Origin of the sequence: Streptomyces sp. AHA2 (genome assembly GCF_036857595.1) — a bacterium.
In the GTDB taxonomy this organism is placed as follows: domain Bacteria; phylum Actinomycetota; class Actinomycetes; order Streptomycetales; family Streptomycetaceae; genus Streptomyces.
In genome coordinates this window covers 138825-163529 of the sequence record NZ_JAUQWJ010000001.1, presented here as the reverse complement: position 1 = coordinate 163529, position 24705 = coordinate 138825, and the positions used below count along the sequence as shown (strand labels likewise).

The window sequence follows — 24705 nt, the reverse complement described above, 5'->3', positions numbered from 1 at the left end:
TCGTTGTCGGTGCCGTGGTGCAGACTCCCCGTCAGTGGGGCACTTCGCCTGGGGGAGGACACCGTGTTCAGGGGGATCGACGAGGCGGGCCGGGCCTCGCTGCGGCACGCGGACGGCAGTGCGCACGACGTGCTGGAGCTGCTGCGGGGACTGGCCTCCGCCGACCCCGCCGAGCGGGAGACCGCGCTCGACGGGATGTACGGAGCGGTTCACCACCGGGGGGAGGGGCACGACGCCGTGCTCGCCTGCGTCCCGCTCCTCCTCTCGCTCGCCGTCCGCGAGGAGGTGCCCGACCGGGCGGGGGTGGTCGAGCTCCTCATCGGCATCGACGACCTCGGCGGTGACGGCGACGAACGCGCCGCGCGGGCCCGGGCCGCGCTGCGCGCGCGTGCCGAGGTGTTCGTACGGCTCGCCGGGGACGCCGACAGCGGGGTGCGCCGCGTGGTGCCGGGGGCGCTCGTGCGGTTCCTCGGGCCGGCCCGGGTACTGCCGCTGCTGCGGGAGCGCATCCTCGTGGAACGGGACGACCGGGTCCTGACGTCCCTGGTGGAGGCCCTCGGCCTGTTCGTCCGCCGGCACACGGCGGCGGCCCGGCCCTCCCGTCGGCACCGGTCACGCCGGGGCGCCGGCCACGCCGCCGAGGCCGTGAGTCTGCTGGAGGCGCTGAGCGGGCCTCCGTACGGTCCGGCCCTCCGGCTCGCGGCACTCGGTCAGCTCGCCGGGTGCGCCCCCCAGCGGCTGCCCACCGGCCTGGTCCCGGTCGCCGTCGGGCTGCTCAGGGAGAGATCCGCTCGGCGGGCCGCGACCGGACACGCCTGCGGCGGTCCCGCCCCCGAGACCCTCGCCGGACGGCTGCGGCGGCTGCGCCCCTCCGACGAGGAGGGTTCCCGGCTGCTGCGCACCCTGCACTCCGCGCTCGGGTGCCGCGTGGCCGACCGGGTCGAGCTGCTGTGCGGCCAGTTGACCAGCCCGGATCCCCTCGACCGGTGCAACGGGGTGTGGATGGCGGCCGGGTTCGTCCGGGAGTGGCGCGACGGCCATGAGCGGCCGGTCGCCCTCATCGGCGCCCAACTCGGCGCTCGCGAGGAGCGGTTGCACGACGCCGCGGTGACCGCCCTGGCCGGATTCCACGCCCTCGCCGCGCCCGCCGCCGACCGTCTCCACGCCCTGGTGACGTCCCGCCCCGAGTTCCGCGTACGGCACGGCGAGCGGGGCGCCCCCGCCCTGGGCGGTGCGCTCAAGGCCCTGGCCGGTGCCGGGGACGTACGGGCCGCGCCGTTGCTGGCGGAGGTGCTGGCCGGCCCGGTGGTGCCCCACGATCTCGGCCGGGTGGTCCCCCACCTGGGCCGGGCGGCCGTGCCTCTGGCTCCGGCCCTGCGCCGACGACTCGCCCGCGTGCCGCTCGACGGGTCCTGCCCCCACGAGCAGGCCGTCCCCCTCCTGTCCGCGCTCGGGGCCTTGGGCGACGTCGCGTCCCTGCCGTCGGTGCTGCGGCTGCTGCGCGGCATGCCGGAACGGACGCGCGGCCGTGACGCCGTGACGGACGCGGCGGTCCGCGTCCTGGGTGCCTTCGGTGACGCGGCGCACGAGGCGGCACCGGACCTCAGGACGTTGCTGGGGACCAGCTCCGCGGTCGCCGCCGCCGAGGCGCTGTGGTCGGTCACGGGCGACGCGGACGCGGTGGTGCCGACGCTGATGCGGGAGGTGGCGGGGCCGGGCAGGGACCGGCGGCGCCGCGCGGCGGCCGTCCTCGCCCGGCTCGGTCCGGCGGCCCGCCCGGCCCTGCCGGTGCTGCGCCGGATGGCCGGCTCCGGTGATCCGTCGGACCGTGCGGCGGCGGCGTGCGCGCTGTGGCGGAGCACCGGTGAACCGGACCCGGTGCTGCCCGTCCTGCGGGCCGTCTGGGCCGGCCATCCGCACACGCGGCCGGTGATCGCGGGGTGTACCGCCGCGCTGGGGCCCCGGGGCGCGCCCCTGCACGACCTCCTGCGCGCGGAACTCTCCTCCTCGCGACGGCACAGAGCCGACCTTCCGGGCAGCCACGTCCTCCACGAGGACCTGGCGCTGCTGCGGTCGTGCAGGGAGGCGCTGGGGGGCGGGGGCTGAGCCGGGAGGGGGCGAGGCGCGTCACCGGCCGTCCCCCGCCGTCGTGCGGCCCCGCATCGGGCCGACGCGGGACCACCGGGCGTCCCGGAAGCGAAACGGCGGCGCTCCAGGCGGCGGCCCGACGCGCCGCCGAGGGGCAGCGGACGGTCGCGGCGCGGACTCCCGCCGTCCCACCCGTCGGCACCGCGCGGAGGCGCGCCCGGGACGCGGTCAGCGGCCGGGACACCTGGCGGCCCGGCAGGTCCGTCCACACGCCGACGGGGCGCGCCGGCCGGCGTTCCCGGCGCGATCCGAAGGCCCCGGCGGTGCTGGGCGTCCACCGGGTGCAACGACCGGTTCCCAGTGCCGTGCGACGCCGGGGACCGTGCGGTCCGGGCCGGTGCGTCCCGGGCCGCGACACCCCGCTGACCTGCGCCGCAACCCGGTCCGGAGGTGACTGTCAGTGGTGGGGTGCAGACTGGCCGATGTCGCAGGAGAAGGCGTCGACGGTGACGCCGCGGAGGTGATCGGCATGACCGAGGTACTGCTCGCCGTGGGCACGCGCAAAGGCCTGTTCATCGGGCGCCGCAGGGGCGGCGGGGCCTGGGAGTTCGACGAGAGTCCCTACTTCAACGCGCAGGCCGTGTACTCGGTCGCCATCGACACCCGCACCGCGTCCCCGCGGCTGCTGGCGGGGGGCGACAGCGCGCACTGGGGCCCGTCCGTGTTCCACTCCGACGACCTCGGCCGGACCTGGACCGAACCGGCCCGGCCGGCCGTCAAGTTCCCCAAGGACACCGGCGCGTCCCTGGAGCGGGTGTGGCAGTTGCACCCGGCGGCGGCCGAACCCGACGTGGTGTACGCGGGCACGGAGCCGGCCGCGCTGTACCGCTCGGAGGACCGCGGCGAGACCTTCGGCCTCGTGCGGCCGCTGTGGGAGCACCCGACGCGCTCGAAGTGGGTGCCGGGCGGGGGCGGTGAGGGGCTGCACACCGTGCTCACCGACGCCCGCGACCCGGGAGCGGTGACGGTGGCGGTGTCGACCGCCGGGGTGTTCCGCACCCTGGACGGCGGCGCGAGCTGGACGCCCTCCAACTCCGGTGTGTCGGCGGTGTTCCTGCCCGACCCGAACCCGGAGTTCGGCCAGTGCGTGCACAAGGTCACGCGGGACGCGGCGGACCCGGACCGCCTGTACCTGCAGAACCACTGGGGTGTGTACCGCAGCGACGACGCCGGCGCGCACTGGACGGACATCGGCGAGGGCCTGCCGTCTACGTTCGGCTTCGCGGCGGCGGCCCACCCGCACCGGGGCGACACCGCGTACGTCTTCCCGATCAACGCCGACGCCGACCGGGTCCCCGCGGACCGTCGCTGCCGGGTCTACCGGACGGCGGACGCGGGCAAGAGCTGGGAACCGCTGTCGGCGGGCCTGCCCCGGGACGACCACTACGGCACGGTGCTGCGGGACGCGATGTGCACGGACGACGCCGACCCTGCGGGCGTCTACTTCGGCAACCGCAACGGCGAGGTGTTCGCCTCGGCGGACGACGGCGACAGCTGGCAGCAGTTGGCCGCGCACCTGCCGGACGTGCTGTGCGTGCGCGCCGCGGTCGTCGGCTGAGCCGAGGACGGACCGCCCCGGTCCGGAAAGGGCCGCGGGCGGTCCCGCAGGCTACGGCAGCCGCCAGTCGACCGGCTGGCCACCCAGCTTCACCAGCAGGTCGTTGGCCCGGCTGAACGGGCGCGAGCCGAAGAAGCCGCGGTCCGCGGACATCGGTGAGGGGTGGGCCGACTCGATCGCCGGGAGTTCGCCCAGCAGGGGCCGCAGGTTACGGGCGTCGCGGCCCCACAGGATCGACACCAGCGGCTTCCCGCGCGCGGCCAGCGCCCGGATCGCCTGCTCGGTGACCTCCTCCCAGCCCTTGCCGCGGTGCGCGCCCGGTTTGCGCGGTGCGGTGGTGAGGGCGCGGTTGAGCAGCAGGACGCCCTGCCGGGTCCACGGAGTCAGGTCGCCGTTGGACGGACGGGGCAGGCCGAGGTCGGAGTGCATCTCACGGAAGATGTTCTCCAGGCTCCCCGGCAGCGAACGCACCTCGGGCGCCACGGCGAAGCTCAGGCCGATGGCCATCCCCGGTGTGGGGTAGGGATCCTGGCCGACGATCAGGACGCGGACGTCGTCGAAGGGTTGCTGGAAGGCGCGCAGGACGTTGGCGCCGGCCGGCAGGTAGGTCCGGCCCGCCGCTATCTCGGCGCGGAGGAAGTCCCCCATGGCGGCGATGCGTTCGGCCGCGGGTTCCAGGGCCTTCGCCCAGCCCGCTTCGACGAGTTCGTGCAACGGTCGTGGTGCCACGACGCGTCACTCTACTGGCAGACACGGGGCACGGGCGCCGGCCTCGGGTCGTCGCCCACGTCCGCGGTCGCGCCGCTAGTCTTCCTCCCCGTCGAGACCGTGGACCCGGACCGAGCGGAAGGCGCGGCCGGACCGCCGTGAAGGAGGGGCCGTGTCGCATCCCGTGGACCGCGCGTTCCTCGCCGTGGACTCCGGCGGGTCCGGCCTCCGGGTGGTGGTGGGGACCGCCGAGCGCGGACCACTGGTCCGGAGGGCTTCCGCCGAGCCCGTCCGCACCGGCGCCGGGGGCATCGACCCCGAGCACTTCATGGAGCAACTCCTCCCCCTCGTGCGCGCGTCGACGACGGAGGCCGGTCCACTCCGGCTGACCGCCGCCGTCGTGGGCGCCGCCGGGCTGGCCACCCTGGGCGAGGCGCTGCGCGCTCGGTTGCCGGGCGCTCTGGCGCGGGAGCTGGGCGTGCGGCGGGTGGCGCTGGCCGCCGACGCGGTGACGGCGTACGCGGGGGCCCTCGGTGCCCGTCCGGGTGCCGTCGTCGCCGGTGGCACCGGCCTGATCGCGGTCGGTACGGATCTGACCGGCTGGCGCCGGGCGGACGGCTGGGGGCACCTGCTGGGCGACTGCGGGGGCGGGGCATGGATCGGACGGGCCGGGCTGGAGGCCGCGCTGCGCGCCCACGACGGCCGGGAGGGCGGTTCGACCCGGTTGCTGGCCTGCGCCGAGGAGGTCTTCGGGCCCGCGCCGGGGCTGCCCGGCGCGCTGTACCCGCGTCCCGACCGGCCCGCCGTCCTCGCGTCCTTCGCGCCCCGGGTGGCGGGCTGCGCGGACGAGGACCCGGTCGCGGCGGGCATCCTGCGCGCGGCGGCCCGCCACATGGCCGACTCCGCGGCGGCCGTGTGCCCGCCGGGCGGGGAGCCGTGCGTGGCCGCCACCGGCGGACTGTTCAAACTGGGCGAGGCACTCCTCGGACCGCTCGACGAGGAGCTGGCGCGGCGGTTGCCGCGGGCGCGCCGGGTGCCCGCGGAGGGAGACCCCCTGCACGGCGCGGTGCGGCTGGCAAGCGAGTTGAGCACCGGTTCCCTGGCCCTGCCGGGTGACGGGACCATGCTCAGCGTCACCACCCTGACGGGCGATTGACCCCATCACACCCGAACCGTACGCAACTCATCCGACAAAACGGGACGGATACCGCTCACCTGCACCCTCCCCGAACAGGGGAGCCCAGGAAGCCAGTAACATGCGACGCCATGAGTTCCCCCACTGGGCCCGCGTCCGGCCTGCCAGTACGAATGCCGCGCCCCCGCCAGCCCGGACGGCACCGCCGCCCCGAGCCGCTGGTGGCTCCCGAGGGCGCGCCCGCGCTCGTCCTCGCGGTCCCGGGCACGCCCAGCAGCGCCACGCGTGGGCTCGCCGAGGAGGTCGTGAGCATCGCGCGCTCCGAGCTGCCCGGCCTGGACGCCCGCATCGGGTACCTGGACGGGGACAACGAGGAGTTCCCGACGCTGCAGTCGGTGCTCACGTACGCCGCCGAGGAGCGCACCGCCCGCTTCGAGCAGGCACGCGCCGCGGGTCTGGACGTGCGGGAGCCGGACGGGCCGGTCGCCGTCGTCGTGCCGCTGCTCGCCGGTCCGGACAGCGCGCTGCTGCGCCGGGTCCGTCAGGCCGTCATGGAGAGCCGTATCGCCGCCGAGCTGACGGACGTGCTCGGCCCCCACCCGCTGCTCGCCGAGGCGCTGCACGTGCGGCTGTCGGAGGCCGGTCTGGCGCGTGCCGACCGGGCCCGGCTGTTCACGGTGGCGACCGCCGCCGACGGCATCGTCCTGGCGTCCGTGGGCGGTGACGAGGCGGTGCAGGCGGCCGGGATCACCGGCATGCTGCTCGCCGCCCGCCTGGCGGTGCCGGTGATGGCGGCGGCCCTGGACCAGGAGGGTTCCATCGCGTCCGTGGCCGAGCAGCTGCGTTCCTCCGGCTCCCAGCAGCTGGCCCTCGCGCCCTACCTGATCGGCCCGGAGATCGAGCCGGGGCTGGTCCAGGAGGCCGCGAAGGAGGCGGGGTGCTCCGCCGCGGAGTCGCTGGGCGCCTACCCGGCGATCGGGAAGCTGGCCCTCGCCAAGTACACGACGGCGCTCGGCATCACGCCGCAGCCGGCGCAGAGCACCCCGGCGCGCTGACACGCGCCGCAGGACGGCATGCCGAAGGCCCGCTCCGATCCGGAGCGGGCCTCGCCGTTGCGGCGGACTTCGTCCTGGTGCGGGCCTTCGCCACAGGTGCGGGCCTTCGGTGAAGGTGCGGGCCTTCCGTGCGTGCGGAGCCTCGCCGTCGGCGCGGCCGGTCAGCCGATGATCACGCAGGAGGCCGCCGGGACCTCGACGGAGCCGGCGCGCTGCGGGACGCCCGTGTCCGGGTCCACCGTGAACCAGGTGACGTCGCCGGAGCGCTCGTTGGCGACGTACAGGTGACGGCCGTGGGCGGTGAGGGCGCGCGGCCAGTGCCCCCCGCAGTCGACCGTGGTGACCAGCCGCAGGCCCTCCTCCTCGACGGCGAGGACGGACAGGACGTCCTCGCCGCGGGTGGCGGTCCACACGAAGCGGCCGTCGGACGACACGGCGACGCCCGACGGGTAGGCGTCGCCCGCCGGTGCGCCGGGCAGGACCCCGACAGCCGTGAGGGGGGTGAGCGCTCCCCCGTCCGCGTCCCAGCGGCAGGCGGTGACGGTCGGGCTGAGCTCGTGGACGACGTAGGCGCGCGTGCCGTCCGGGTGGAAGGCCAGGTGCCGGGGTCCTGAGCCGGGCGCGAGGGCGATCTCCCGGTGCAGGACCGGGGAGCCGTCGGCCAGGGTGCACACCCGCACCGAGTCGGTGCCCAGGTCGACGCTGACGGCCCAGCGTCCGCTCGGGTCGGACTGCACCTGGTGGGCGTGCGGTTCCCGCTGGCGGTCCGGGCGGGGGCCGGAGCCGGTGTGCCGGAGCACGCCGGACGCGTTCCCGGCGAGGGCGCCGTCGGGGCGCAGGGGGACGGCGGTGACGCTTCCGGAGCCGTAGTCGGCGGTGAGGACGTGCCCGGCGAACAGGCCGAGGTGCGTCGGCCCGCCGCCGACCCGGACGGCAGGCCCGGCCTGCTGCGGCCTGTCCCCGCCCAGCCGGTACGCCGCCACCGCGCCCTCGGAGGTCTCGCTGACGGCGTACAGGGTGCCGCCGTCCGGCGAGAGGGCCAGGTAAGAGGGGTCGGGGACGTCGTCGAGACTGCTCAGGACGGTCGGTGCGCCGCTGTGGGGGTCGACGTCCGCGGTGACGATGCCGGGACCACCGGCCGTCGTGAACGTCCCGATGTACGCCCGCCTGCCGTCCGTCACCGCTGTCCCCTCTCGTCCCGAGCCGTCCGGTAGGACCGCGCAGCCGATCATGCGCGGTCTAGACCAACGGGTCAAGGGTGCCCGGCGAGGGGTCAGGCCCCGACCAGCGGGGAGCCCGAGGGGGTGCGCAGGGGCCGGGCGAGTTCGGCGAGAGCCCGCTCCAGCCCGTGCAGATGGGCCAGCGCGGGCTCCGCGACGGACGGCCCGTCCGCGTCGAGGGCGATGTCCCGGCCCTCGGTGAGGGCCTCGACCGCGTTCTCCACACGCCGGCAGGCCGCGGCCAGGCGGGCGTCGTGGGAGGCCTCCGGGTCCGCGGCGACGGCGACCAGGCCGCGGATCTCCCGGGCGCAGTCGTCGAGGAGGTCCAGCACATGCCGGGCCCGGCGCTTGCGGCCGAGCATCGGGTTGAGCGGGTGCACCAGCGGGGCGACCGAGAGCCGCACCCGGGCCAGGAGCTGCTCCAGTTCCGCCACCCGCGGGGCGGGGTCGGCCTCCGGCACGCCGGCCAGGCGGCGGGCCGTCTCGGCGGCGCAGGCGTGCACGCACGCCAGGGCCCGCCGGATCCAGGCGTCGGTGACGCTGTGGGTGGTGACCGGCAGGACGAGGATCACGGCCAGGACCGCGCCCAGCGCCCCGACCCCCGTCTCGGCGAGCCGCAGGGCGAGCAGGCCGGGGCCGAGCACGCCGAGGAGGCCGTACAGCAGCCCGGCGAGCAGCGTCACCCAGAGCATCATCCAGGTGTAGGAGACGGCCGCCGTGTAGAAGATGCCGAAGACGCAGACGGCGGCGAGCAGGGCGGTGGCGACCGGGTCCCCGTGGACGGGCACGGCGACCAGCAGGCCGAGGCCGATGCCGATGACCGTGCCGAGCAGCCGCCGGAAGCCGCGGACCAGGGTCTCGCCGCGCGAGGTGGTGTTGACGAAGATCCACCAGGTGGCGCCGACGGCCCAGTACCAGCGCTGACCGGACACCAGCTGCCCCACGATCAGGGCGAAGCCGGCGCCCGCGGTCGCCTGGACCGCCTGGCGCGTGGTGACGCGGGCCAGCCCGGTGCCGCCCGGCGGGGCGGGCGGCACGGGCAGGGGCAGGCGGCGCTCGTAGCACCACAGGCCGAAGCGCACCGCGGCGGCGGCCAGGACGGACAGCAGGACGGCGGCGTACAGCTCGGGCAACTGGCCGGTCGTGGCGTGCAGGAACTGCGCCACGAAGAAGTTCATGAAGGCGAAGACGCCGAGGCTGTGGCCGCGAGGGCCCCACCGGCGCGCGTACACGCCCGCGCCCACCACGGCCAGGAAGGTGAGGTCCCGGGCGACCGGGTACGCGTGGAGCACGGCCGCCGCCGTGAGGACGGGCAGGCCGACGGCGGGCAGCAGCGCGGTGGTGGCGGCCTGGCCGCGGACGGTGGCGTCGGTGACGGTGAACAGGGCGAGCAGCGCGGCGAGGCCACCGGTGACGGCGCCCGTGAGGGAGTGCCCGGCGAGGCCGCACAGGGCGACCGCCAGCGCGATGCCGAGCACCGCGCGCGCGGCGAACCGCAACCGCGTCCGCCCCGGATCCGGAGCCGTGAACACCCTCTTCAGCACCGCTTACCGCCCCCTTCGTCACCGCGTGTCGCGCGAGCATGAAAATGGCGCCACGGGGTCCGCAGCGCCATCGACTCACCTATATGAGCATCCCGATCGCCAGTGGCTCAACTCGCCGCTTCTACACTGGGCCATTGGCACAGCCGGGGCGGCACGGAAGCAGCCACGGCAGAGCCATCGGACGAGGAGGACGTGCGATGCCCGTGGACGAGCTCGACACCCGCATCCTGCGGCTGCTGCTGGAGCAGCCGCGCACCAGCGTGCGCGAGTACGCCCGGATCCTGGGGGTCGCCCGGGGCACGCTCCAGGCGCGGCTCGACCGGCTGGAGCGGACCGGTGTGATCACCGGCACCGCGCCGGCCCTCTCCCCCGCGGCGCTCGGGCATCCGGTACTGGCGTTCGTGCACGTGGAGGTCACCCAGGGGCACCTGGACGAGGTGGGGGACGCGCTGGCGGCCGTGCCGGAGATCGTCGAGGCGTTCTCGATCACGGGCGGCGGGGATCTGCTGGCGCGGGTCGTGGCGCGGGACAACGCGCACCTGGAGGACGTCGTCCAGAAGCTGATCAGCATGCCCGGTGTCGTGCGCACCCGCACGGAGGTCGCCCTGCGCGAACGCGTCGCGCACCGGCTGCTGCCGCTGGTCGAGTCGATCGGGCGGTCGGCCCGCGGATGACCTCTCCGAACCTCCCGAACGACCTCTGAGAGCATGGCGGCATGAGCAGGCTCCGCGGCACTTCGGTCATCTTCGATCTCGACGGAACGCTGGTGGACAGCGAGCCGAACTACTACGAGGCCGGCCGGCAGACCCTCGCCGCCCACGGCGTGCCGGACTTCACCTGGGCGGACCACGAGCGGTACGTCGGCATCAGCACGCAGGAGACGGTCGCGGACTGGAAGGACCGGTACGCCCTGCCGGCCACGGTGGAGGAGCTGCTCGCCGCGAAGAACCGGCGCTACCTGGAACTGGCCCGCGGGGCCACCCGCGCCTACCCGCAGATGCGCGCCTTCGTGGAACTCCTGGCCGCCGAGGACGTGCCGATGGCCGTGGCCTCCGGCTCCTCGCCGGAGGCGATCGCGGCGGTGCTGGCCGGCACCGGGCTCGACGCGCACCTGCGCACCGTGGTCTCCGCCGACGAGGTCGCGCACGGCAAGCCGGCACCCGACGTCTTCCTGGAGGCGGCCCGCCGCCTCGGTGCGTCCCCGGCCGACTGCGTCGTCCTGGAGGACGCGGCGCCGGGCGCCGCCGCCGCGCACGCGGCCGGCATGCGCTGCATCGCCGTGCCGTACGTCCCGGCGCAGGCGGATGCCCCGGAGTTCGCCACCGCCGGCCTCCTCCTGCGGGGCGGGCAGAAGGACTTCAGGGCACGCACCGCGTACGACTGGCTCGTGGATACGGCAGCCTCTTCCTGAGGACCGTGCGGGCGTTGGAACTTTTTTGCGGCGGAGGTGATTGTTTCGCCTCCGCCGTCCGTACCTCCTGCTGTTGGGCCGTTCATCTCCAGGAGGCACGATGCGCATCTCGCGCAGCACGGCAGGAACCGCGTTCGTGGGCGGTGCGATGATCCTCACGCTCACCGCGCTCGCCTATCCCAGCATGCTGGGCGTGCAGAACACGGCTTCCGGCCAGGACCGCATCATCGCGAACACCCAGTGGGGCCCGCTGACCGAGGCGGACCGCGACTTCGTGGTCCGCGTGCGTGCGGCCGGGCTGTGGGAGTACCCGCTGGGGCAGATGGCGATGGAGAAGGGCACGACGCCGGCGATGAAGGAGGTCGCCAAGCACCTGCTGGTGGGACACGGCCGGCTCGACGCGTCGTGCCGCAAGCTCGGCACGGACCTGGGCATCACGCTGCCGAACGAACCGTCCCCGCAGCAGCAGCAGTTCGTGGCGACGGCGGAGAGCGCCTCCGGCAAGGAGTTCGACTCCACGGCGGTGACGATCATGCGCGTCGCGCACGGGAGCATCTTCCCGACGATCGCCAAGATCCGGGCGACCACCCGGAACAGCCTCGTGCGGGAACTCGCCGACCAGACCAACGACACCGTGCTCGACCACATCACGATCCTGGAGAAGACCGGCCTGGTCAATCACGAGCAGGTGGCCTTCCAGATCACCGCCCCGGCGAAGCTGCCGCAGGACCAGACGACGCCTCCGCCGCCGCAGGCGGGTGCGCCGGTCCGGGTGCTGCCGGTCCCCGAGAACCTGAAGGACTTCCAGACGGTCGCCCCCAACCCGTCCTTCGCGCAGCCGCAGCCGTCTCCCACGACGGGCTGATCAAAAGCGGCGGAACCCGGGGCCGGGCCGAAGCGCGGTCATCGGCCCGGGCTGCGTCCCGGTCCGGGGCGGGACGCAGCCGGGCCGGCCGTCGCCGCGGGGCGCCGTCCGCCCCTCCCGCGTCAGGAGCGCCGACGGGGCTTGCCGCGCCTGCCGCCCTTGCCTGCGGCCCCGCCGCCCTTGCCCGTGCCTCCGCCGGCCTTCCGCGCACCCCCGCCGCCCTTCGCGGTGCCGCTCTTCGCGGTGCCGCCGGTGCCGCTCCCGCGGCGGTCGGCGCCCGGCCGTCCGGCCGCCGCCGGCTTCCGCCGCGCCGCGCCCTGGTCCGTGCGCCGGGACGTGTCCTGGGCCGGGGGCTGCGTACGTCCCCGCGTGCTGTTGACCGTCCGGCCGCGGACGATGCCGATGAAGTCCTCGATCAGGTCCGTCTTCGCGGCCTCGGGCCAGGCCAGGGCGACGCGCGAGGCGGGCGCGTCCTTCAGGGGGCGGTGGGTGAGGTCCTTGCGGTGGTGGAGACGGGCCAGCGACAGCGGGACGACCAGGACGCCGATGCCGGCCGCGACCAGCTCGATCGCGTCGGCCGTGGTGGCGGGCCGTTCGAGGGCGGGCCGTCCGGGCAGGCCGTGCTCCCAGTCGAGGACGTCGTCGAGGGGGTGGAGCACGATGTCGTCGGACAGGTCCTCCGGCGCGACCTCGTCGACGGCCGTGACCAGGTGGTCCTTGGGCACGACGACGACCGTCTGCTCGGTGTAGAGAGGGATGGCGCTGAAGACCGCGCGGTCCACGGGCAGCCGGACGAGGCCCGCGTCGGCGTCGCCCTCGCGCAGTCGCCCGGCCGCGTCCGGCGCGGGTAGCTGCGTGAGTGCCAGCGGGACGCCGGGGTGCCGCTCGCTCCACACGCGCACCCACTTGTCGGGCATCACCCCGGGGACGTAGGCCAGCCGGAACGAGGGGGATGCTGCCGAGTCTGTCACCCGGCCAGGTTACCGGCCCAGGTCAGCGGCCGTGACGGGCGGAACGTTGCCGGCCGGCCCCGCGCGGTGGCCGTGGTCGAAGGCGCGCCGCACGGTCGATACGCTGGACGGCATGACGTCGCACCAGAGCACCCAGACGATGAAGCCCGCCACCGCGGCGAAGAAGCTGGGTGTGTACCTCGAGGCCACCCCCGCCGAGTTCCGGCAGGGTGTGGTCTCACGCGCCGAGCTGAACGAGCTTCAGGCGAACCCGCCGCAGTGGCTGCGGGAGCTGCGGCGCACCGGGCCGCACCCCCGCCCGGTCGTGGCCGCCAGGCTGGGCGTCTCCATCGCGGGCCTCGCCCGCGGCGGCGTCACCGAGCCGCTCACGACCGACCAGATCGAGGCGCTGAAGCAGGAGAACCCCGAGTGGCTCCAGCGGGAGCGCGCGACCCAGGTGGAGGTCCGCAAGGAGGCGGCCCGCATCAAGAAGAAGAACGCCGAGCGCGGCTGACCCGGCCCGTTCCCGTACGGCCCCGACCGGTCCCCCGGCCGGGGCCGTCGCAGTGAGGTCCGGACCGGTGAGCCGCCGGGCGCGAGGTGGTCGCGGGCGCACGGAGTTGACCGGTGCCTTACGGATAGCCCCCTCGGCCGTCCGCTTTCGACCGCCGGCCCGACCGGCCCGAACGCCAGGCCGCGCCACCCCTTCCGGGCCGTAGAAATATCTACCAGCATGGCTACGCCGGGCGGGACGCGGACGCCGCCCACCTCCCGGTCCGTGTCCCGCGTGCCCGCGGACGCGGCGCCGCCGACTGTGCCCGGGGTGAGCATGCGGAGCGTCATGTGGAAACAAGCCGTCGAGTGGCTCGCCGCGGCCGCCACGGACCCCCAGGCGTGCAAGCGGGAGTGGGACCACGGCGCGGGCACGATGCTCGTGGAGGCCGGGCGGTACTGGGACGTGCTCAGTGTTCCCGACCGGCTGGGACTGCTCGCGCTGGACATCCTGTGGCGCGACCCGCTGAGTCTGCCCGGCCCGACGCTGGTCGACTCCGCCGCGCGCAGGGTGGGGTTCTTCCTGCCGCCCGACCCGGTCAGCGAATGGGTCGGTGACGGGGTCCGGCACGTGGGGCGGGGTTCCTGGATCGCCGTGCCCCCGCCGTACCGGCCCGCCGGGCGGCTGGAGTGGCTCGTCCCGCCGGACGGTTCCGGGGCGCTGCACCCGCCCGGCACCCTCGAGGCGGCCCTGCGGGAGGCCACCCGCACCCTCGCCGTGCTGGCTCCGGTCAGCGCGGAGCCGGTGGTGAGGGACGGCTGGTGAGGCGCCGGTGAGCCGGGCGTGCGAGCGGGACGTGATGCCCGCGCCCGGGCGGGAAGGCGGCCGGACCGTGGGCTGTTCGCCCCGCCGGACTGCTCGACCGGGACGGTCGCATCCGGTAACACTGACCTGACGCCGGGACGACGGTACGACGGCAGGGAGAGGCCATGTCACAGCGCCCTGACCTCCGACAGCGCAGGAGTGTGCTGGAGCACGAGTGGTCACGCTGGGTGCCGCGGCTGAGCGTCCCGGGCGCGCGGCCTGGCGGCAGCGCGGCCCTGCGGCACGAGGTGACGGAGTCCTGGGCGCGTTCCCTGAGCAGTGTCGACCCGGGCCGGGACAGCGCCCCGCTCGCCGAGGGCGGGGCGGTGCACCGGCGGTGGACGTCCTCACCGCTGTACGGGCCGGTCACCGGCCTCGCCGGGGAGTTGCGCAGCATCGCGGAGGACGCCGGGTTCGTCACGGCCGTCACCGACGAGTCCGGCACCATCCTGTGGACCTGCGGCGGCCCGACCATGCGACGGCGGGCCGAGCGGGTCAACTTCGCCCCGGGCGGTCGCTGGGACGAACAGGCGATGGGCACCAACGCCCTGTCCCTCGCGCTGCGCACGGGCCGCCCCAGTTCCGTCTTCTCCGCCGAGCACCTGGTGTCCGCCCTGCACGGCTGGGTCTGCTACTGCGCGCCCGTGCGCGCTCCCGACGGCCGGGTCCTCGGCGTGCTCGACCTGTCCACCACCTGGGACCGCTCGCACCCGCTGGCGATGTCGACCGTACGGACCCTGGCGTCCACCGTCGAGGCCCGACTGACGACCGAGCCGCACCGGCCGGGCCGGTTGCGGATCAGCTGTCTGGGTGCCGCACGCGCCGTCCAGGGAGGGCGCCGACTCGCCCTGCGCCCACGTCAGTTGGAGATCCTCGCCCTGCTCGCGCTGGAGCCGGACGGCTTCTCGGCCGAACGGCTGCGCGCCGCTCTCTACGGGGACCGGCCGGTCACGTCCTCCACCTTCAAGGCGGAGATCTCCCATCTGCGCCGGGCTCTCGGCGGAGGCGTGTCCGCCCGGCGCTACGCCCTGACGGTCCCCGTCGCCTGTGACGCCGTCGAGGTGCTGCGCGCGCTGGAGGACGGTGACACCGACGCCGCGCTGCGTCGTTACGGCGGTCCGCTCCTGCCCCGCTCGGAGGCTCCCGGCATCGAGGAGTGGCGCACCCGCCTGGAGGTGGCCGTGCGCGAGGCCGTGCTGGCGAGCACCCGCCCGGAGCACGCCCTGCGCTACGGCGAACGGGCCCCGTACGACACGGAGGTCCACGAGCACGCGCTCGGGCTGCTCGGGCCGCGGGACACCCGGCGCGCGATCGCTGCGGGCCGGCTGACGGCGGCCCTGCGCGACTGACGGTCCCTCCGGCAACCGGTGTCCGGCGCACCAACCTTGCGCCAACCTCCCGGGAGCACAGTGAACGGCGTCACGACGGCACGGGGCCGTCGCCAGTCCTTCACCGAGGAGAGCCGCCATGGTGTACGCGCAGCCCGGAACGGACGGCAGCATCGTCACCTTCGCCCGCCGCTACGACAACTTCATCGACGGCGACTGGACAGCCCCCGTCGAGGGCCGCTACTTCGAGAACCCGACTCCCGTGACCGGCGAGGTGTTCTGCGAGGTCGCCCGCTCCACCGCGGCCGACGTCGACCTCGCCCTGGACGCGGCGCACCGGGCGGCCGACGCGTGGGGCCGCACCTCCACCGCGGAGCGCGCGAGGCTGCTCAACCGGATCGCGGACCGCATCGAGGAGAACCTGGAGAGGGTCGCCGTCGCGGAGACCTGGGAGAACGGCAAGCCGGTCCGTGAGACCCTGGCCGCCGACATCCCCCTGGCCGTCGACCACTTCCGGTACTTCGCCGGGGTCGTCCGCGCCCAGGAGGGCAGCATCGCGGAGATCGACGCCGACACGGTCGCCTACCACTTCCACGAACCGCTGGGCGTGGTCGGGCAGATCATCCCCTGGAACTTCCCCGTCCTCATGGCCGCCTGGAAGCTGGCGCCCGCGCTGGCCGCCGGGAACTGCGTCGTCATCAAACCGGCCGAGCAGACGCCGGTGAGCCTCCTCTACGTCGTCGACCTGATCGCCGACCTGCTCCCGCGGGGCGTGCTCAACGTCGTCAACGGCTTCGGCGCCGAGGCGGGCAAGCCGCTGGCCTCCAGTCCCCGGGTGGCGAAGGTGGCGTTCACCGGGGAGACCACGACCGGCCGCCTGATCATGCAGTACGCCAGCGAGAACATCGTCCCGGTGACGCTGGAACTGGGCGGCAAGAGCCCGAACATCTTCCTGCCCGACGTCATGGCCGCCGACGACGACTTCCTGGACAAGGCGATCGAGGGCTTCGTGATGTTCGCCCTCAACCAGGGCGAGGTCTGCACCTGCCCGTCCCGTGCGCTGATCCCCTCGTCGATCTACGACGACTTCATGGCCCGCTGCGTCGCCCGCACCGAGGCCGTCGTCGGCGGCGACCCGCTGGACCCGGCCACCATGATCGGGGCGCAGGCGAGCAACGACCAGTACGAGAAGATCCTCTCCTACCTGGACATCGGCAGGAAGGAGGGCGCCGAGGTCGTCACCGGCGGCAACCCCCGGACCGTGCCGGGCCTGGAGGGCGGCTACTACGTCGAGCCGACCGTCTTGCGCGGCACCAACGACATGCGCGTCTTCCAGGAGGAGATCTTCGGCCCGGTCGTGTCGGTCACGACCTACGACTCGGTCGACGAGGCCCTCGAGATCGCCAACGACACCCTGTACGGTCTGGGCGCCGGCGTCTGGACCCGCGACGGCAACACCGCCTACCGCCTGGGCCGCGGGATCAAGGCGGGCCGCGTGTGGACCAACTGCTACCACGCGTACCCGGCGCACGCGGCGTTCGGCGGTTACAAGAAGTCGGGCATCGGGCGCGAGACGCACAAGATGATGCTGGACCACTACCAGCAGACGAAGAATCTCCTGGTGTCGTACTCGCCGAAGAAGCTGGGCTTCTTCTAGAGCTTCTTCTAGAGCCCGGACGTCGGGCCGCCCGGCGGCACGTTGCGCGCCGGGCGGCCCTGGGACGGGGTCCGTCACGTGCGGGTCCAGCGTTGGTTGCCGCCGTTGGAGCAGGTGTACAGCTGGATCAGGGTGCCGTTGGCCGTACCGGCCGAGGCGGCGTCGAGGCAGAGGCCGGACTGGACGCCGACGATGGTTCCGTCGGAGTTCAGGCGCCATTTCTGGTTGTCGCCGCCCCAGCAGCCGTAGATCTGGACCTTGGCGCCGTTGCCGGTGCCGGCGGCGTCCAGGCACTTGTTGCCGTAGACCCTGAGTTCTCCGGTGTCGGTGTGGGTCCACTGCTGGTTGGTGCCGCTGTGGCAGTCCCACAGCTGGAGCTGGGTGCCGTCGGTGGTGCTGGTGCCGGGCACGTCCAGGCAGCGGCCCGAGGCGACGCTCCTGATCTGCCCGGAGCCCGTGGGGGGCGTGGTGGAGCCGCCGTTGAGCGCGTTGAGGACGGCGGTGTAGGCGGGCTTCTTGCTGCCGTCCCCGTTGAACAGCAGCGGCGTGTCACCCGCTCGCCACGAGTCGGTGTCGCGCACGCCCCAGACGGTGATGCCGAGGCAGCGCGGGACGGCCAGGCAGTCGTTGGTCACGGCGGCGTAGGTCGAGGCGGGGGCGCCCTGGATGTCGAGCTCGGTCACGGCCACGTCGACGCCGAGGGCGGCGAAGTTCTGCAGGGTGGTGCGGAAGTTGCTGTGGTAGGGGCTGCCGCTGTTGAAGTGCGCCTGGAAGCCCACGCAGTCGATCGGCACGCCGCGCTGTTTGAAGTCACGGACCATGGCGTACATGGCCTGGGTCTTCGCCCAGGTCCAGTTCTCGACGTTGTAGTCGTTGTAGCAGAGCTTGGCGGCCGGGTCCGCGGCGCGCGCGGTGCGGAAGGCGACCTCGATCCAGTCGTTGCCGGTGCGCTGCAGGTTGGAGTCGCGCCGGGCTCCGGAACTGCCGTCGGCGAAGGCCTCGTTCACGACGTCCCACTGGGCGATCTTGCCCTTGTAGTGGGCCATCACCCCGTTGATGTGGTTGATCATCGCCTGGCGCAGCTGGCTGCCGCTGAGGCTCTGCATCCAGCCGGGCTGCTGGGAGTGCCAGGCCAGGGTGTGGCCGCGCACCTGCTTGCCGTTCTGCACCGCCCAGTTGTAGACGCGGTCGGCGGCGGTGAAGTTGAACTGGCCCCGCTGCGGTTCGGTGGCGTCGATCTTCATCTCGTTTTCGGCCGTCACCGAGTTGAACTCGCGCGACGCGATCGACGTGTACGCGGAGTCGCCCAGCTTGCCCGAGGCGATGGCGGTGCCGAAGTAGCGGCCGCTCTGCGCCGCCGCGGCACCGAGCGTGCTCTCGGCGGCGTGCGCGGGCGGGGGTGCGACCAGTGCGGCGACCGCGCAGAGGACGCCGACCACCAGCGCGAGCAGCAGGCGGCGGATCGTCCGGCGGACAGCGGGTCCGGGTAGGGCGTACAAGCCCATGGCTGTGCCTCCAGGGTAGAGATCACGGGATGTCGGATGCGCAGGGGAAGACATCGCCCGGCGAGGACTGCCCGGCCGCGCATGTTCGGCATTTCGGACTGCGGCCGGGTCTTCGGTGGGAAGAGTGCGCGATTGACGGTGACTCGTCAACACCTGGGCACAGGGAAACTTTCTCTTTCTCGACCGAAACATTCGAAGCCCTGTAAGCAGGGGCTGTTTGCGGCCACATCCGCGTCAGGTCTTGACCGGTGCACCCCGGATTCCTAGCTTGTGGCGTCACACATTCGGAGATCGATCGAAAGTTTCGACAGCGCCCCGAGGAGGCCCTGCGATGTGGTTTCGCCATCCTTTACCGGTCCGAACAGGACGCCTGCTCGCCGTACTCACGCCGTTGCTTCTCGTGGCCACCTTTCTCGGCGCCCAGCCCGCCGGCGCGGCGACCGTCGACCCCGGCGCCTCCTACGTGCTGATCAACCGCAACAGCGGCAAGGCCCTGGACGTCCACAACCTGGCGACCGAGGACGGCGCCCGCATCACCCAGTGGACCAGGAACGACCAGAACCAGCAGCAGTGGCAGTTCGTCGATTCGGGAGGCGGCTACTACCGCATCAAGTCCCGCCACTCGGGCAAGGTCCTGGATGTCCACAACCGGTCCACCGCGAACGGCGGTTCGATCGTGCAGTGGACCGACCTGAACGGCGCCAACCAGCAGTGGCGACTGGCCGACAGCTCGGACGGCCACGTGCGGCTCGTCTCGCGCCACAGCGGCAAGGCCCTCGAAGTGCAGGGCGGTTCCACCGCCGACAACGCCGACGTCGTCCAGTACGACGACTGGGGCGGCGCCAACCAGCAGTGGCAGCTCGTCAAGGTCGGTGCCGGCGGCGGACCCGGCACGTGCGATCTCCCGTCGGCCTACCGCTGGAGCTCGACGGGCGCGCTGGCGCAGCCCAGGCAGGGATGGGTCTCACTGAAGGACTTCACCGTCGCGCCCTACAACGGCAGGCAGCTCGTCTACGCGACCACGCACGACACGGGGACGCGGTGGGGTTCGATGAACTTCGGCCTGTTCGGCAACTGGTCGGAGATGGCCTCGGCCGGCCAGAACGCGATGGCGAACTCGGCCGTCGCACCCACGCTCTTCCACTTCGCACCGAAGAACGTCTGGGTGCTGGCCTACCAGTGGGGCCGGACCGCCTTCTCCTACCGGACGTCGAACGACCCCACCAACCCGAACGGCTGGTCGTCCGAGCAGGTGCTCTTCTCCGGGAGCATCTCCGGTTCCCAAACGGGGCCCATCGACCAGACACTGATCGGTGACGGCACGAACATGTACCTGTTCTTCGCCGGCGACAACGGCAAGATCTACCGCGCCAGTATGCCCATCGGCAATTTCCCGGGCAGCTTCGGCTCGACCTCGACCGTGGTCATGAGCGACACGACGAACAACCTCTTCGAGGCCCCCCAGGTCTACAAGCTGCAGGGGCAGAACCGCTATCTCATGATCGTCGAGGCGATCGGCTCGCAGGGCCGGTACTTCCGCTCGTTCACGGCCACCAGCCTGAACGGCTCCTGGACGCCCCAGGCCGCGACCGAGACCAACCCCTTCGCCGGCAAGGCCAACAGCGGCGCCACCTGGACCAACGACATCAGCCACGGTGAACTGCTCCGCACCAGCGCCGACCAGACCATGACCGTCGATCCCTGCAACCTGCAACTGCTCTACCAGGGCCGCAACCCGGCCTCGGGCGGCGACTACGGCCTCCTGCCCTACCGCCCGGGTCTGCTGACCCTGCGTTCCGCGGCCGCTCGCTGAGGGGGCCGCACGCACCGGACACGCCCCGACACGCGGACGCCGCGGGCCCACCCCGGCGTCCGCGTCGTCGGCGGCGTCCCGGCCGGCCGGTCGCGTTCGGGCAGGACGACACGGCGGAGGTCGTCCTGCCCGACCAGGGCCACGCCGTGCCCGAGCCCCTCGCGGACGCCCCCCGCGGCGGCGGCGCAGCCGGTGCGCTCAGCGCCGTTCGCCGTCCAGCCACTGCAGGACGTCCGGTGTCACCGGGTCGGTGATATCGGCGAACTCCCCGTGCTTCTTCAGGTACTTGGCCACGTACGGGCACACCGGCACGATCCGTTTGCCCGACGCGCGCACATCGGCGAGCGCACGGCCGACCAGTTCCGAGGCCAGACCGCGGCCGGCGAAGGCGTCGTCGATCTCGGTGTGGAAGAAGACGCGCTGCTCGCCGCGGTCGCGGTAGGCCGTCAGCCCGGCACGCCGGCCGTCGACGAGGATCTCGTACCGCTGCCGCTCGTCCACCCGCTGCACGGCGGGGACGGCGGAGGGCGACTCGGTCATGGAACGCCTTTCGTACGCAGGTCGGTGGCCGGGGTCAGTGGCGCCGGGGGTTGCGGCGCGGGGTGATGACGGCGTTCGGCAGGGCGGGGGCGGGCAGACGACCGCCGGGGTAGCCCTCGACCCTGCCGAAGCGGTCGGACTGCGCCCGCCAGTCCTCGCGCGCCCGGACGATGTCCTCGTGGCTGCGGCCGATGAAGTTCCACCACATGACGATCTCCTCCTCGAACGGGGGACCCCCGAGCAGGACCGTGCGCGCCGGGGTCGCGGAGTCGTTCGCCACGGTCAGGCTGTCCGTGCCGCAGGGAAGGTGGCCGAGGTCCGTGGGGCGCAGCGCCGTGCCGGACAGGCGGACGTCTCCGCTGTCCACGAGCAGGCCGTGTTCGAAGGCGGGGTCGACGGAGAGGGTGAGCGCCGCGCCCGGCCCGAGGACGATCTCGGCGCCGAGCAGGGGTGTGAAGGTGCGCACCGGTGACGTGCTGCCCGCGAGCGAGCCGAGGAAGACCTTGATCTCGGCCCCGTCGCGGCGCACCGTCTCGGGCACGTGGTGCTGGAAGTCACGGGCGGCGTGCCGGTGCTCCTCGGGCAGGGCCACCCAGAGCTGCACACCGTGCAGGACGGTGGTGCGGGGGGTGGAGACCTCCGAGTGGGCGATGCCGTGCCCGCCGGTCATCAGGTTCATCTCACCGGGCCGGACCAAAGCGTGCGTGCCGATCGAGTCGCGGTGCTCGATCTCCCCGCTGAACAGCCAGCTCACCGTCTGCAACCCGGTGTGGGGATGCGGCGGCACGTCCATGCCCGTGCCGGAGGCGTCGACCGGGCCGTAGTGGTCCGCGAAGCACCAGGCCCCGATCAGGGTGCGGGCGCGCTGCGGCAGGGTCCGGCGCACCAAGAGGGCGCGCGGGCCGCCCAGCGGCACCTCCCGCGCCGACAGCACCTCGACCGCGGCGCCGTGCCCGGCGCCGGCCTCGCGGGCCGTCGTCCCGCACTTCAGCGCCACCGGTTCGGCTTCCACGTTGCTCACCGGGACCACCCCTCGCCCGCTCTGGTTGTCACATCAACTATGATGCCACGCAGGCAGGTCGGAGGCCACGGCACAGCGCAGCCGCGTCCGGGCGACCCCGAGGGAGGCGTGACGTGAGCGACCGGACCACCGGCCCCGCACATCCGAGGATCTTCGTCGACAAGCAGAGTCCCCAGGCCTTCCGGGCGATGGTGCGGGCCTCCGAGGCGGTCAAGGCGACGGCCGCCGGGGCGGGGCTGGACCGCACGACCGTGGAGCTGGTCAATCTCCGCGTCTCCCAGCTGAACGGCTGCGCCTACTGCCTCGACCTGCACACCCGCAAGGCCCTCGAGGCGGGTGAGTCCGCACAGCGGCTGGGGGTCCTGCCCGCCTGGCGGGAGACGGACGTGTTCACTCCCGTGGAGCGGGCGGCCCTGGAACTCGCCGAGGCGACGAACGACCCCACGGACACGGCCGCGCAGACGTCCGCCTACGCGGCGGCCCGCGAGGTGCTGACCGAGGAGCAGATCTCCGCGGCGATCTGGGTGGCGATCACCATCGGCGCGTTCAACCGCGTGTCGGTCATGAGCGGGCACCCCGTGCGCCGCGCCTGACGGCGCCCGTCCCCCCGGTCGCCCGGCAGTGTCCGCCCGTTTCCCCGGCGGCTTCAGCTCTCCCCGTCCGCGCGACGGCGTCCGCGCTCCCCGTTCGCCCGGCGGCGTCCGTCCTCCTCGTCCATCCCGGCGAGGACCCGCTCGGACAGCTCGGCGAGCACGCGGAGTTCGGCCGGGGTGACGTGGTCCAGGAAGAGGGCGCGCACGGCCGCCACGTGACGGGGCGCGGCGGCCTCGATCGCCGCCCGCCCGGCGTCGGTGATCACGACGAACGCGCCGCGCCCGTCCTCGGGGCACTCCTCCCGGACGACCAGGCCGCGCCCGGCCATCCGCGCGATGTGGTGGGACATGCGGCTCTTCTCCCACTCCAGCGCGCGGGCCAGGTCCTGGTGACGCCGCCGCCCGTCCGGGGTGTCCGTGAGGTGGACCAGCACCGCGAAGTCGGCCGACGACATCTTGGACTCCGACTGCAGCAGCCGTCCCAGGCGCCCGCCGAGCCGCTCCTGCAAGCGGACGAAGCCGCGCCACGCGCGCTGCTCCTCGGACGTCAGCCAACGCACTGTCTCCGCCATGGGAAGAGTGTAGGCATGGGTGACAGATCATCCACTTGCCGTGCGGGCGGGCCGCCCCCGGGTTCGGACCGGGCCGGACCGGCTCAGTCGCGGCCCGCCGCGGAGGCGAAGCCGAGCCAGGTGTGGCGGTTGTTCCACCAGCACCAGCCGACCTTCGGGGCGTTGCGGCGCTCGCGGCCGTCGCGGCCGGTGCCGTTGCTGATCCACACGGCCGGGGTGCGGGCGTCCAGGGTGCCGTCGGCCTTGCGCAGCCGGGAGCCGATGGTCATGAAGCAGCGGTTGCGTTCCAGGACCTCCGGCCGCTGCAGGATCCAGTGGATGCCCTCGGTGAGCACGAGCGGGGTGCGGTGCTCCGCTTGAAGGGCGGGAAGCGCCTCGTCCGGGCTCCAGTTGGACATGTGGTCGCCCCGGTCGACTCCGGAGACGAGGTACAGGGCGGCGTCGGGCAGTTCGACGGCGCAGGGCGTGAACGCGTCCACGTCGGGCATGTCGACCACCACGAATCCCTGCTTGCCGTCCCGGCGCAGCAGGGGCGCGAGGGCGGAGGCGGGCGCCAGGTCGGGGTGCACGGCCAGGAGGGAGCCCTCGGTGCCCGCGCGGGCGGCGAAGTCGCGGATCGCGTCGGCGGCCAGTCCGGCGATGTCATGCACTCCCAGCTCGATCAGCCGTTCCGCCTGGGCGCTCGGGGCGGGAAGCGCGGGGAGGAGGGTGGACGGGGCGGGCGCGGTGTGGGGCATGACGCTCCTCGAGTCGGCGGCAAGGGTGAGCCCCGGGGAAACGAGGGGGCGGACGGAAGTGTTCCCTTCCGCGTCACGGGATTGCGCGGTTCACGCCATCGCGCCGGCCGTGCCGGACGGGCCCGCCCCGGCCGCTCGCGGGACATCACGCCCTCCGGCCGCTGCGTCCGGAGCCACTCCCCCGCGGTCCCGCCTCCGCCTGGCACCAGCTCGTGCGGGCAGCGGGCCGGGGGCGGTCGCCGACGACACGGACCTGCTGGAACCCACCGTGTCACCCGGCCCGGCCGCGGCGGTGCGGGAACGGATCGAGGGGGATGTCGCTCACTCGGCCGGGAAGGCGAGGACCGCCGCGTCGACCTCCTCGGCGTGGGTCCACAGCAGCCAGCGCGGGCACGTCGATCGCCGGGATGTCGGCCCGGACGTCGGGGCACATCCGGCCGGTGACCTGCCCGGGGTCACTCGGGCAACGGGCGGTCGTCCACCACGTGCTTCATGACGAGCGTGGAGTTCAGGCGCTGCACGCCGGGCAGGCGGGCGAGTTGACGGTCGTACAGCTGCTGGAAGGCGGCGAGATCGGTGGTGGCCACCCGCAGCAGGTAGTCCGGGTCGCCGAACAGGCGCTGTGCCTGGAGGACGTGCGGGACGGCGGCGACGCCCTCCTCGAACGCGGAGACCGTGTCGGCGTCCTCCCAGCGCAGCGTCACGAAGACCAGCGCCTCGAAGTTCAGGCCCACGGCCCCGGGGTCCACCACCGCGCGGTACCCGCGGATCGCACCCTGGCGCTCCAGATCGCGCAGCCGGCGGTGGCAGGGCGAGACGCTGAGCTGCACGCGGGCCGCGAGCTCGGTGACGGTGAGACGGCCGTCCCGCTGCAGCTCGGTGAGAATCTTCCGGTCCAGGGCATCCATGGAGAAGATTCTGCCTCAGATCCCGCGATCAAGGAGTAAAGAAAGGAACACTTTCGGCCCGGTCCGGCCTAGCCTTCCTC

Annotated in this window: 23 protein-coding genes; 13 read left to right on the top strand and 10 right to left on the bottom strand. The window is 73.8% G+C overall.

The window, feature by feature from the left end; all coding sequences use genetic code 11:
- The first annotated feature begins 63 nt into the window (after nucleotides 1–63).
- Both Q5694_RS00780 and Q5694_RS00775 read left to right on the top strand, forming a co-directional pair.
- The gene (locus tag Q5694_RS00780) at nucleotides 64–2106 is read left to right on the top strand and encodes a HEAT repeat domain-containing protein (protein ID WP_333929974.1); all 2043 of its coding nucleotides are present in this window, start codon (nucleotides 64–66) and stop codon (nucleotides 2104–2106) included.
- Nucleotides 2107–2548: 442 nt separating this feature from the next.
- The gene (locus Q5694_RS00775; protein WP_333929973.1) at nucleotides 2549–3706 is read left to right on the top strand and encodes a WD40/YVTN/BNR-like repeat-containing protein; all 1158 of its coding nucleotides are present in this window, start codon (nucleotides 2549–2551) and stop codon (nucleotides 3704–3706) included.
- 51 nt (nucleotides 3707–3757) lie between these two features.
- Here Q5694_RS00775 and Q5694_RS00770 read toward each other — a convergent pair whose 3' ends face one another.
- Nucleotides 3758–4435 carry a uracil-DNA glycosylase gene (locus Q5694_RS00770; RefSeq protein WP_333929972.1) on the bottom strand — a complete coding sequence of 226 codons (678 nt, stop codon included), beginning with the start codon at nucleotides 4433–4435 and terminating at the stop codon, nucleotides 3758–3760.
- 151 nt (nucleotides 4436–4586) lie between these two features.
- On the opposite strand from Q5694_RS00770, the gene Q5694_RS00765 reads away from it, so the two are divergent.
- Nucleotides 4587–5570, top strand: coding sequence for an N-acetylglucosamine kinase (locus tag Q5694_RS00765; protein WP_333929971.1), 984 nt, complete (start codon nucleotides 4587–4589; stop codon nucleotides 5568–5570).
- 110 nt (nucleotides 5571–5680) lie between these two features.
- Nucleotides 5681–6604, top strand: coding sequence for a sirohydrochlorin chelatase (locus tag Q5694_RS00760; RefSeq protein WP_333929970.1), 924 nt, complete (start codon nucleotides 5681–5683; stop codon nucleotides 6602–6604).
- A 161-nt stretch (nucleotides 6605–6765) separates the two neighbouring features.
- On the opposite strand, the gene Q5694_RS00755 is transcribed toward Q5694_RS00760, so the two are convergent.
- Complete coding sequence (locus Q5694_RS00755) at nucleotides 6766–7785, bottom strand: lactonase family protein (protein WP_333929969.1); 1020 nt, start codon at nucleotides 7783–7785, stop codon at nucleotides 6766–6768.
- A 92-nt stretch (nucleotides 7786–7877) separates the two neighbouring features.
- Nucleotides 7878–9368, bottom strand: coding sequence for an FUSC family protein (locus tag Q5694_RS00750; protein WP_333929968.1), 1491 nt, complete (start codon nucleotides 9366–9368; stop codon nucleotides 7878–7880).
- 197 nt (nucleotides 9369–9565) lie between these two features.
- Here Q5694_RS00750 and Q5694_RS00745 point away from each other — a divergent pair, with 197 nt between their 5' ends.
- The 3 genes from Q5694_RS00745 to Q5694_RS00735 all read left to right on the top strand — a co-directional run bounded on the left by Q5694_RS00745 (nucleotide 9566) and on the right by Q5694_RS00735 (nucleotide 11644).
- Nucleotides 9566–10042: an Lrp/AsnC family transcriptional regulator gene (locus Q5694_RS00745; RefSeq protein WP_333929967.1), complete on the top strand. Its 477-nt coding sequence runs from the start codon at nucleotides 9566–9568 to the stop codon at nucleotides 10040–10042.
- Nucleotides 10043–10083: 41 nt separating this feature from the next.
- Nucleotides 10084–10779, top strand: coding sequence for an HAD family hydrolase (locus Q5694_RS00740; protein WP_333929966.1), 696 nt, complete (start codon nucleotides 10084–10086; stop codon nucleotides 10777–10779).
- 100 nt (nucleotides 10780–10879) lie between these two features.
- Nucleotides 10880–11644: a DUF4142 domain-containing protein gene (locus Q5694_RS00735; RefSeq protein ID WP_333929965.1), complete on the top strand. Its 765-nt coding sequence runs from the start codon at nucleotides 10880–10882 to the stop codon at nucleotides 11642–11644.
- A gap of 122 nt (nucleotides 11645–11766) precedes the next feature.
- Here the strand turns inward: Q5694_RS00735 and Q5694_RS00730 are convergent, their stop codons facing one another.
- On the bottom strand, nucleotides 11767–12615 hold the full coding sequence (locus Q5694_RS00730; RefSeq protein WP_333929964.1) for a LysR family transcriptional regulator substrate-binding protein: 849 nt from the start codon (nucleotides 12613–12615) through the stop codon (nucleotides 11767–11769).
- A 112-nt stretch (nucleotides 12616–12727) separates the two neighbouring features.
- Here Q5694_RS00730 and Q5694_RS00725 point away from each other — a divergent pair, with 112 nt between their 5' ends.
- From Q5694_RS00725 to adh, 4 genes are all read left to right on the top strand, one after another.
- On the top strand, nucleotides 12728–13108 hold the full coding sequence (locus tag Q5694_RS00725) for a DUF5997 family protein (protein WP_333929963.1): 381 nt from the start codon (nucleotides 12728–12730) through the stop codon (nucleotides 13106–13108).
- Nucleotides 13109–13423: 315 nt separating this feature from the next.
- Nucleotides 13424–13912 carry a hypothetical protein gene (locus tag Q5694_RS00720; protein WP_333930541.1) on the top strand — a complete coding sequence of 163 codons (489 nt, stop codon included), beginning with the start codon at nucleotides 13424–13426 and terminating at the stop codon, nucleotides 13910–13912.
- Nucleotides 13913–14076: 164 nt separating this feature from the next.
- Nucleotides 14077–15300, top strand: a complete 1224-nt coding sequence (locus Q5694_RS00715) for a GAF domain-containing protein (RefSeq protein ID WP_333929962.1) — start codon at nucleotides 14077–14079, stop codon at nucleotides 15298–15300.
- A 118-nt stretch (nucleotides 15301–15418) separates the two neighbouring features.
- On the top strand, nucleotides 15419–16936 hold the full coding sequence (gene adh, locus Q5694_RS00710) for an aldehyde dehydrogenase (protein ID WP_333929961.1): 1518 nt from the start codon (nucleotides 15419–15421) through the stop codon (nucleotides 16934–16936).
- Nucleotides 16937–17010: 74 nt separating this feature from the next.
- Here the strand turns inward: adh and Q5694_RS00705 are convergent, their stop codons facing one another.
- Nucleotides 17011–18441 (bottom strand): endo-1,4-beta-xylanase, encoded by a 1431-nt coding sequence (locus tag Q5694_RS00705; protein ID WP_333929960.1) that lies wholly within the window; start codon nucleotides 18439–18441, stop codon nucleotides 17011–17013.
- A gap of 331 nt (nucleotides 18442–18772) precedes the next feature.
- On the opposite strand from Q5694_RS00705, the gene Q5694_RS00700 reads away from it, so the two are divergent.
- Nucleotides 18773–20254: a non-reducing end alpha-L-arabinofuranosidase family hydrolase gene (locus tag Q5694_RS00700; protein ID WP_333929959.1), complete on the top strand. Its 1482-nt coding sequence runs from the start codon at nucleotides 18773–18775 to the stop codon at nucleotides 20252–20254.
- 198 nt (nucleotides 20255–20452) lie between these two features.
- On the opposite strand, the gene Q5694_RS00695 is transcribed toward Q5694_RS00700, so the two are convergent.
- Together Q5694_RS00695 and Q5694_RS00690 are read right to left on the bottom strand one after the other, a co-directional pair.
- Complete coding sequence (locus tag Q5694_RS00695; RefSeq protein WP_333929958.1) at nucleotides 20453–20794, bottom strand: GNAT family N-acetyltransferase; 342 nt, start codon at nucleotides 20792–20794, stop codon at nucleotides 20453–20455.
- Between the two features lie 34 nt (nucleotides 20795–20828).
- Entirely contained in the window at nucleotides 20829–21815 is a 987-nt protein-coding gene (locus Q5694_RS00690; RefSeq protein WP_333929957.1) for a pirin family protein, read from the bottom strand.
- A gap of 113 nt (nucleotides 21816–21928) precedes the next feature.
- Here Q5694_RS00690 and Q5694_RS00685 point away from each other — a divergent pair, with 113 nt between their 5' ends.
- Nucleotides 21929–22408, top strand: coding sequence for a carboxymuconolactone decarboxylase family protein (locus tag Q5694_RS00685; RefSeq protein WP_333929956.1), 480 nt, complete (start codon nucleotides 21929–21931; stop codon nucleotides 22406–22408).
- A 53-nt stretch (nucleotides 22409–22461) separates the two neighbouring features.
- Here Q5694_RS00685 and Q5694_RS00680 read toward each other — a convergent pair whose 3' ends face one another.
- From Q5694_RS00680 to Q5694_RS00670, 3 genes are all read right to left on the bottom strand, one after another.
- Nucleotides 22462–22980, bottom strand: a complete 519-nt coding sequence (locus Q5694_RS00680) for a MarR family winged helix-turn-helix transcriptional regulator (RefSeq protein WP_333929955.1) — start codon at nucleotides 22978–22980, stop codon at nucleotides 22462–22464.
- Between the two features lie 83 nt (nucleotides 22981–23063).
- Nucleotides 23064–23717, bottom strand: coding sequence for a DUF5701 family protein (locus Q5694_RS00675; RefSeq protein ID WP_333929954.1), 654 nt, complete (start codon nucleotides 23715–23717; stop codon nucleotides 23064–23066).
- Between the two features lie 455 nt (nucleotides 23718–24172).
- On the bottom strand, nucleotides 24173–24625 hold the full coding sequence (locus Q5694_RS00670; RefSeq protein ID WP_333929953.1) for an Lrp/AsnC family transcriptional regulator: 453 nt from the start codon (nucleotides 24623–24625) through the stop codon (nucleotides 24173–24175).
- Nucleotides 24626–24705 lie beyond the last annotated feature (80 nt).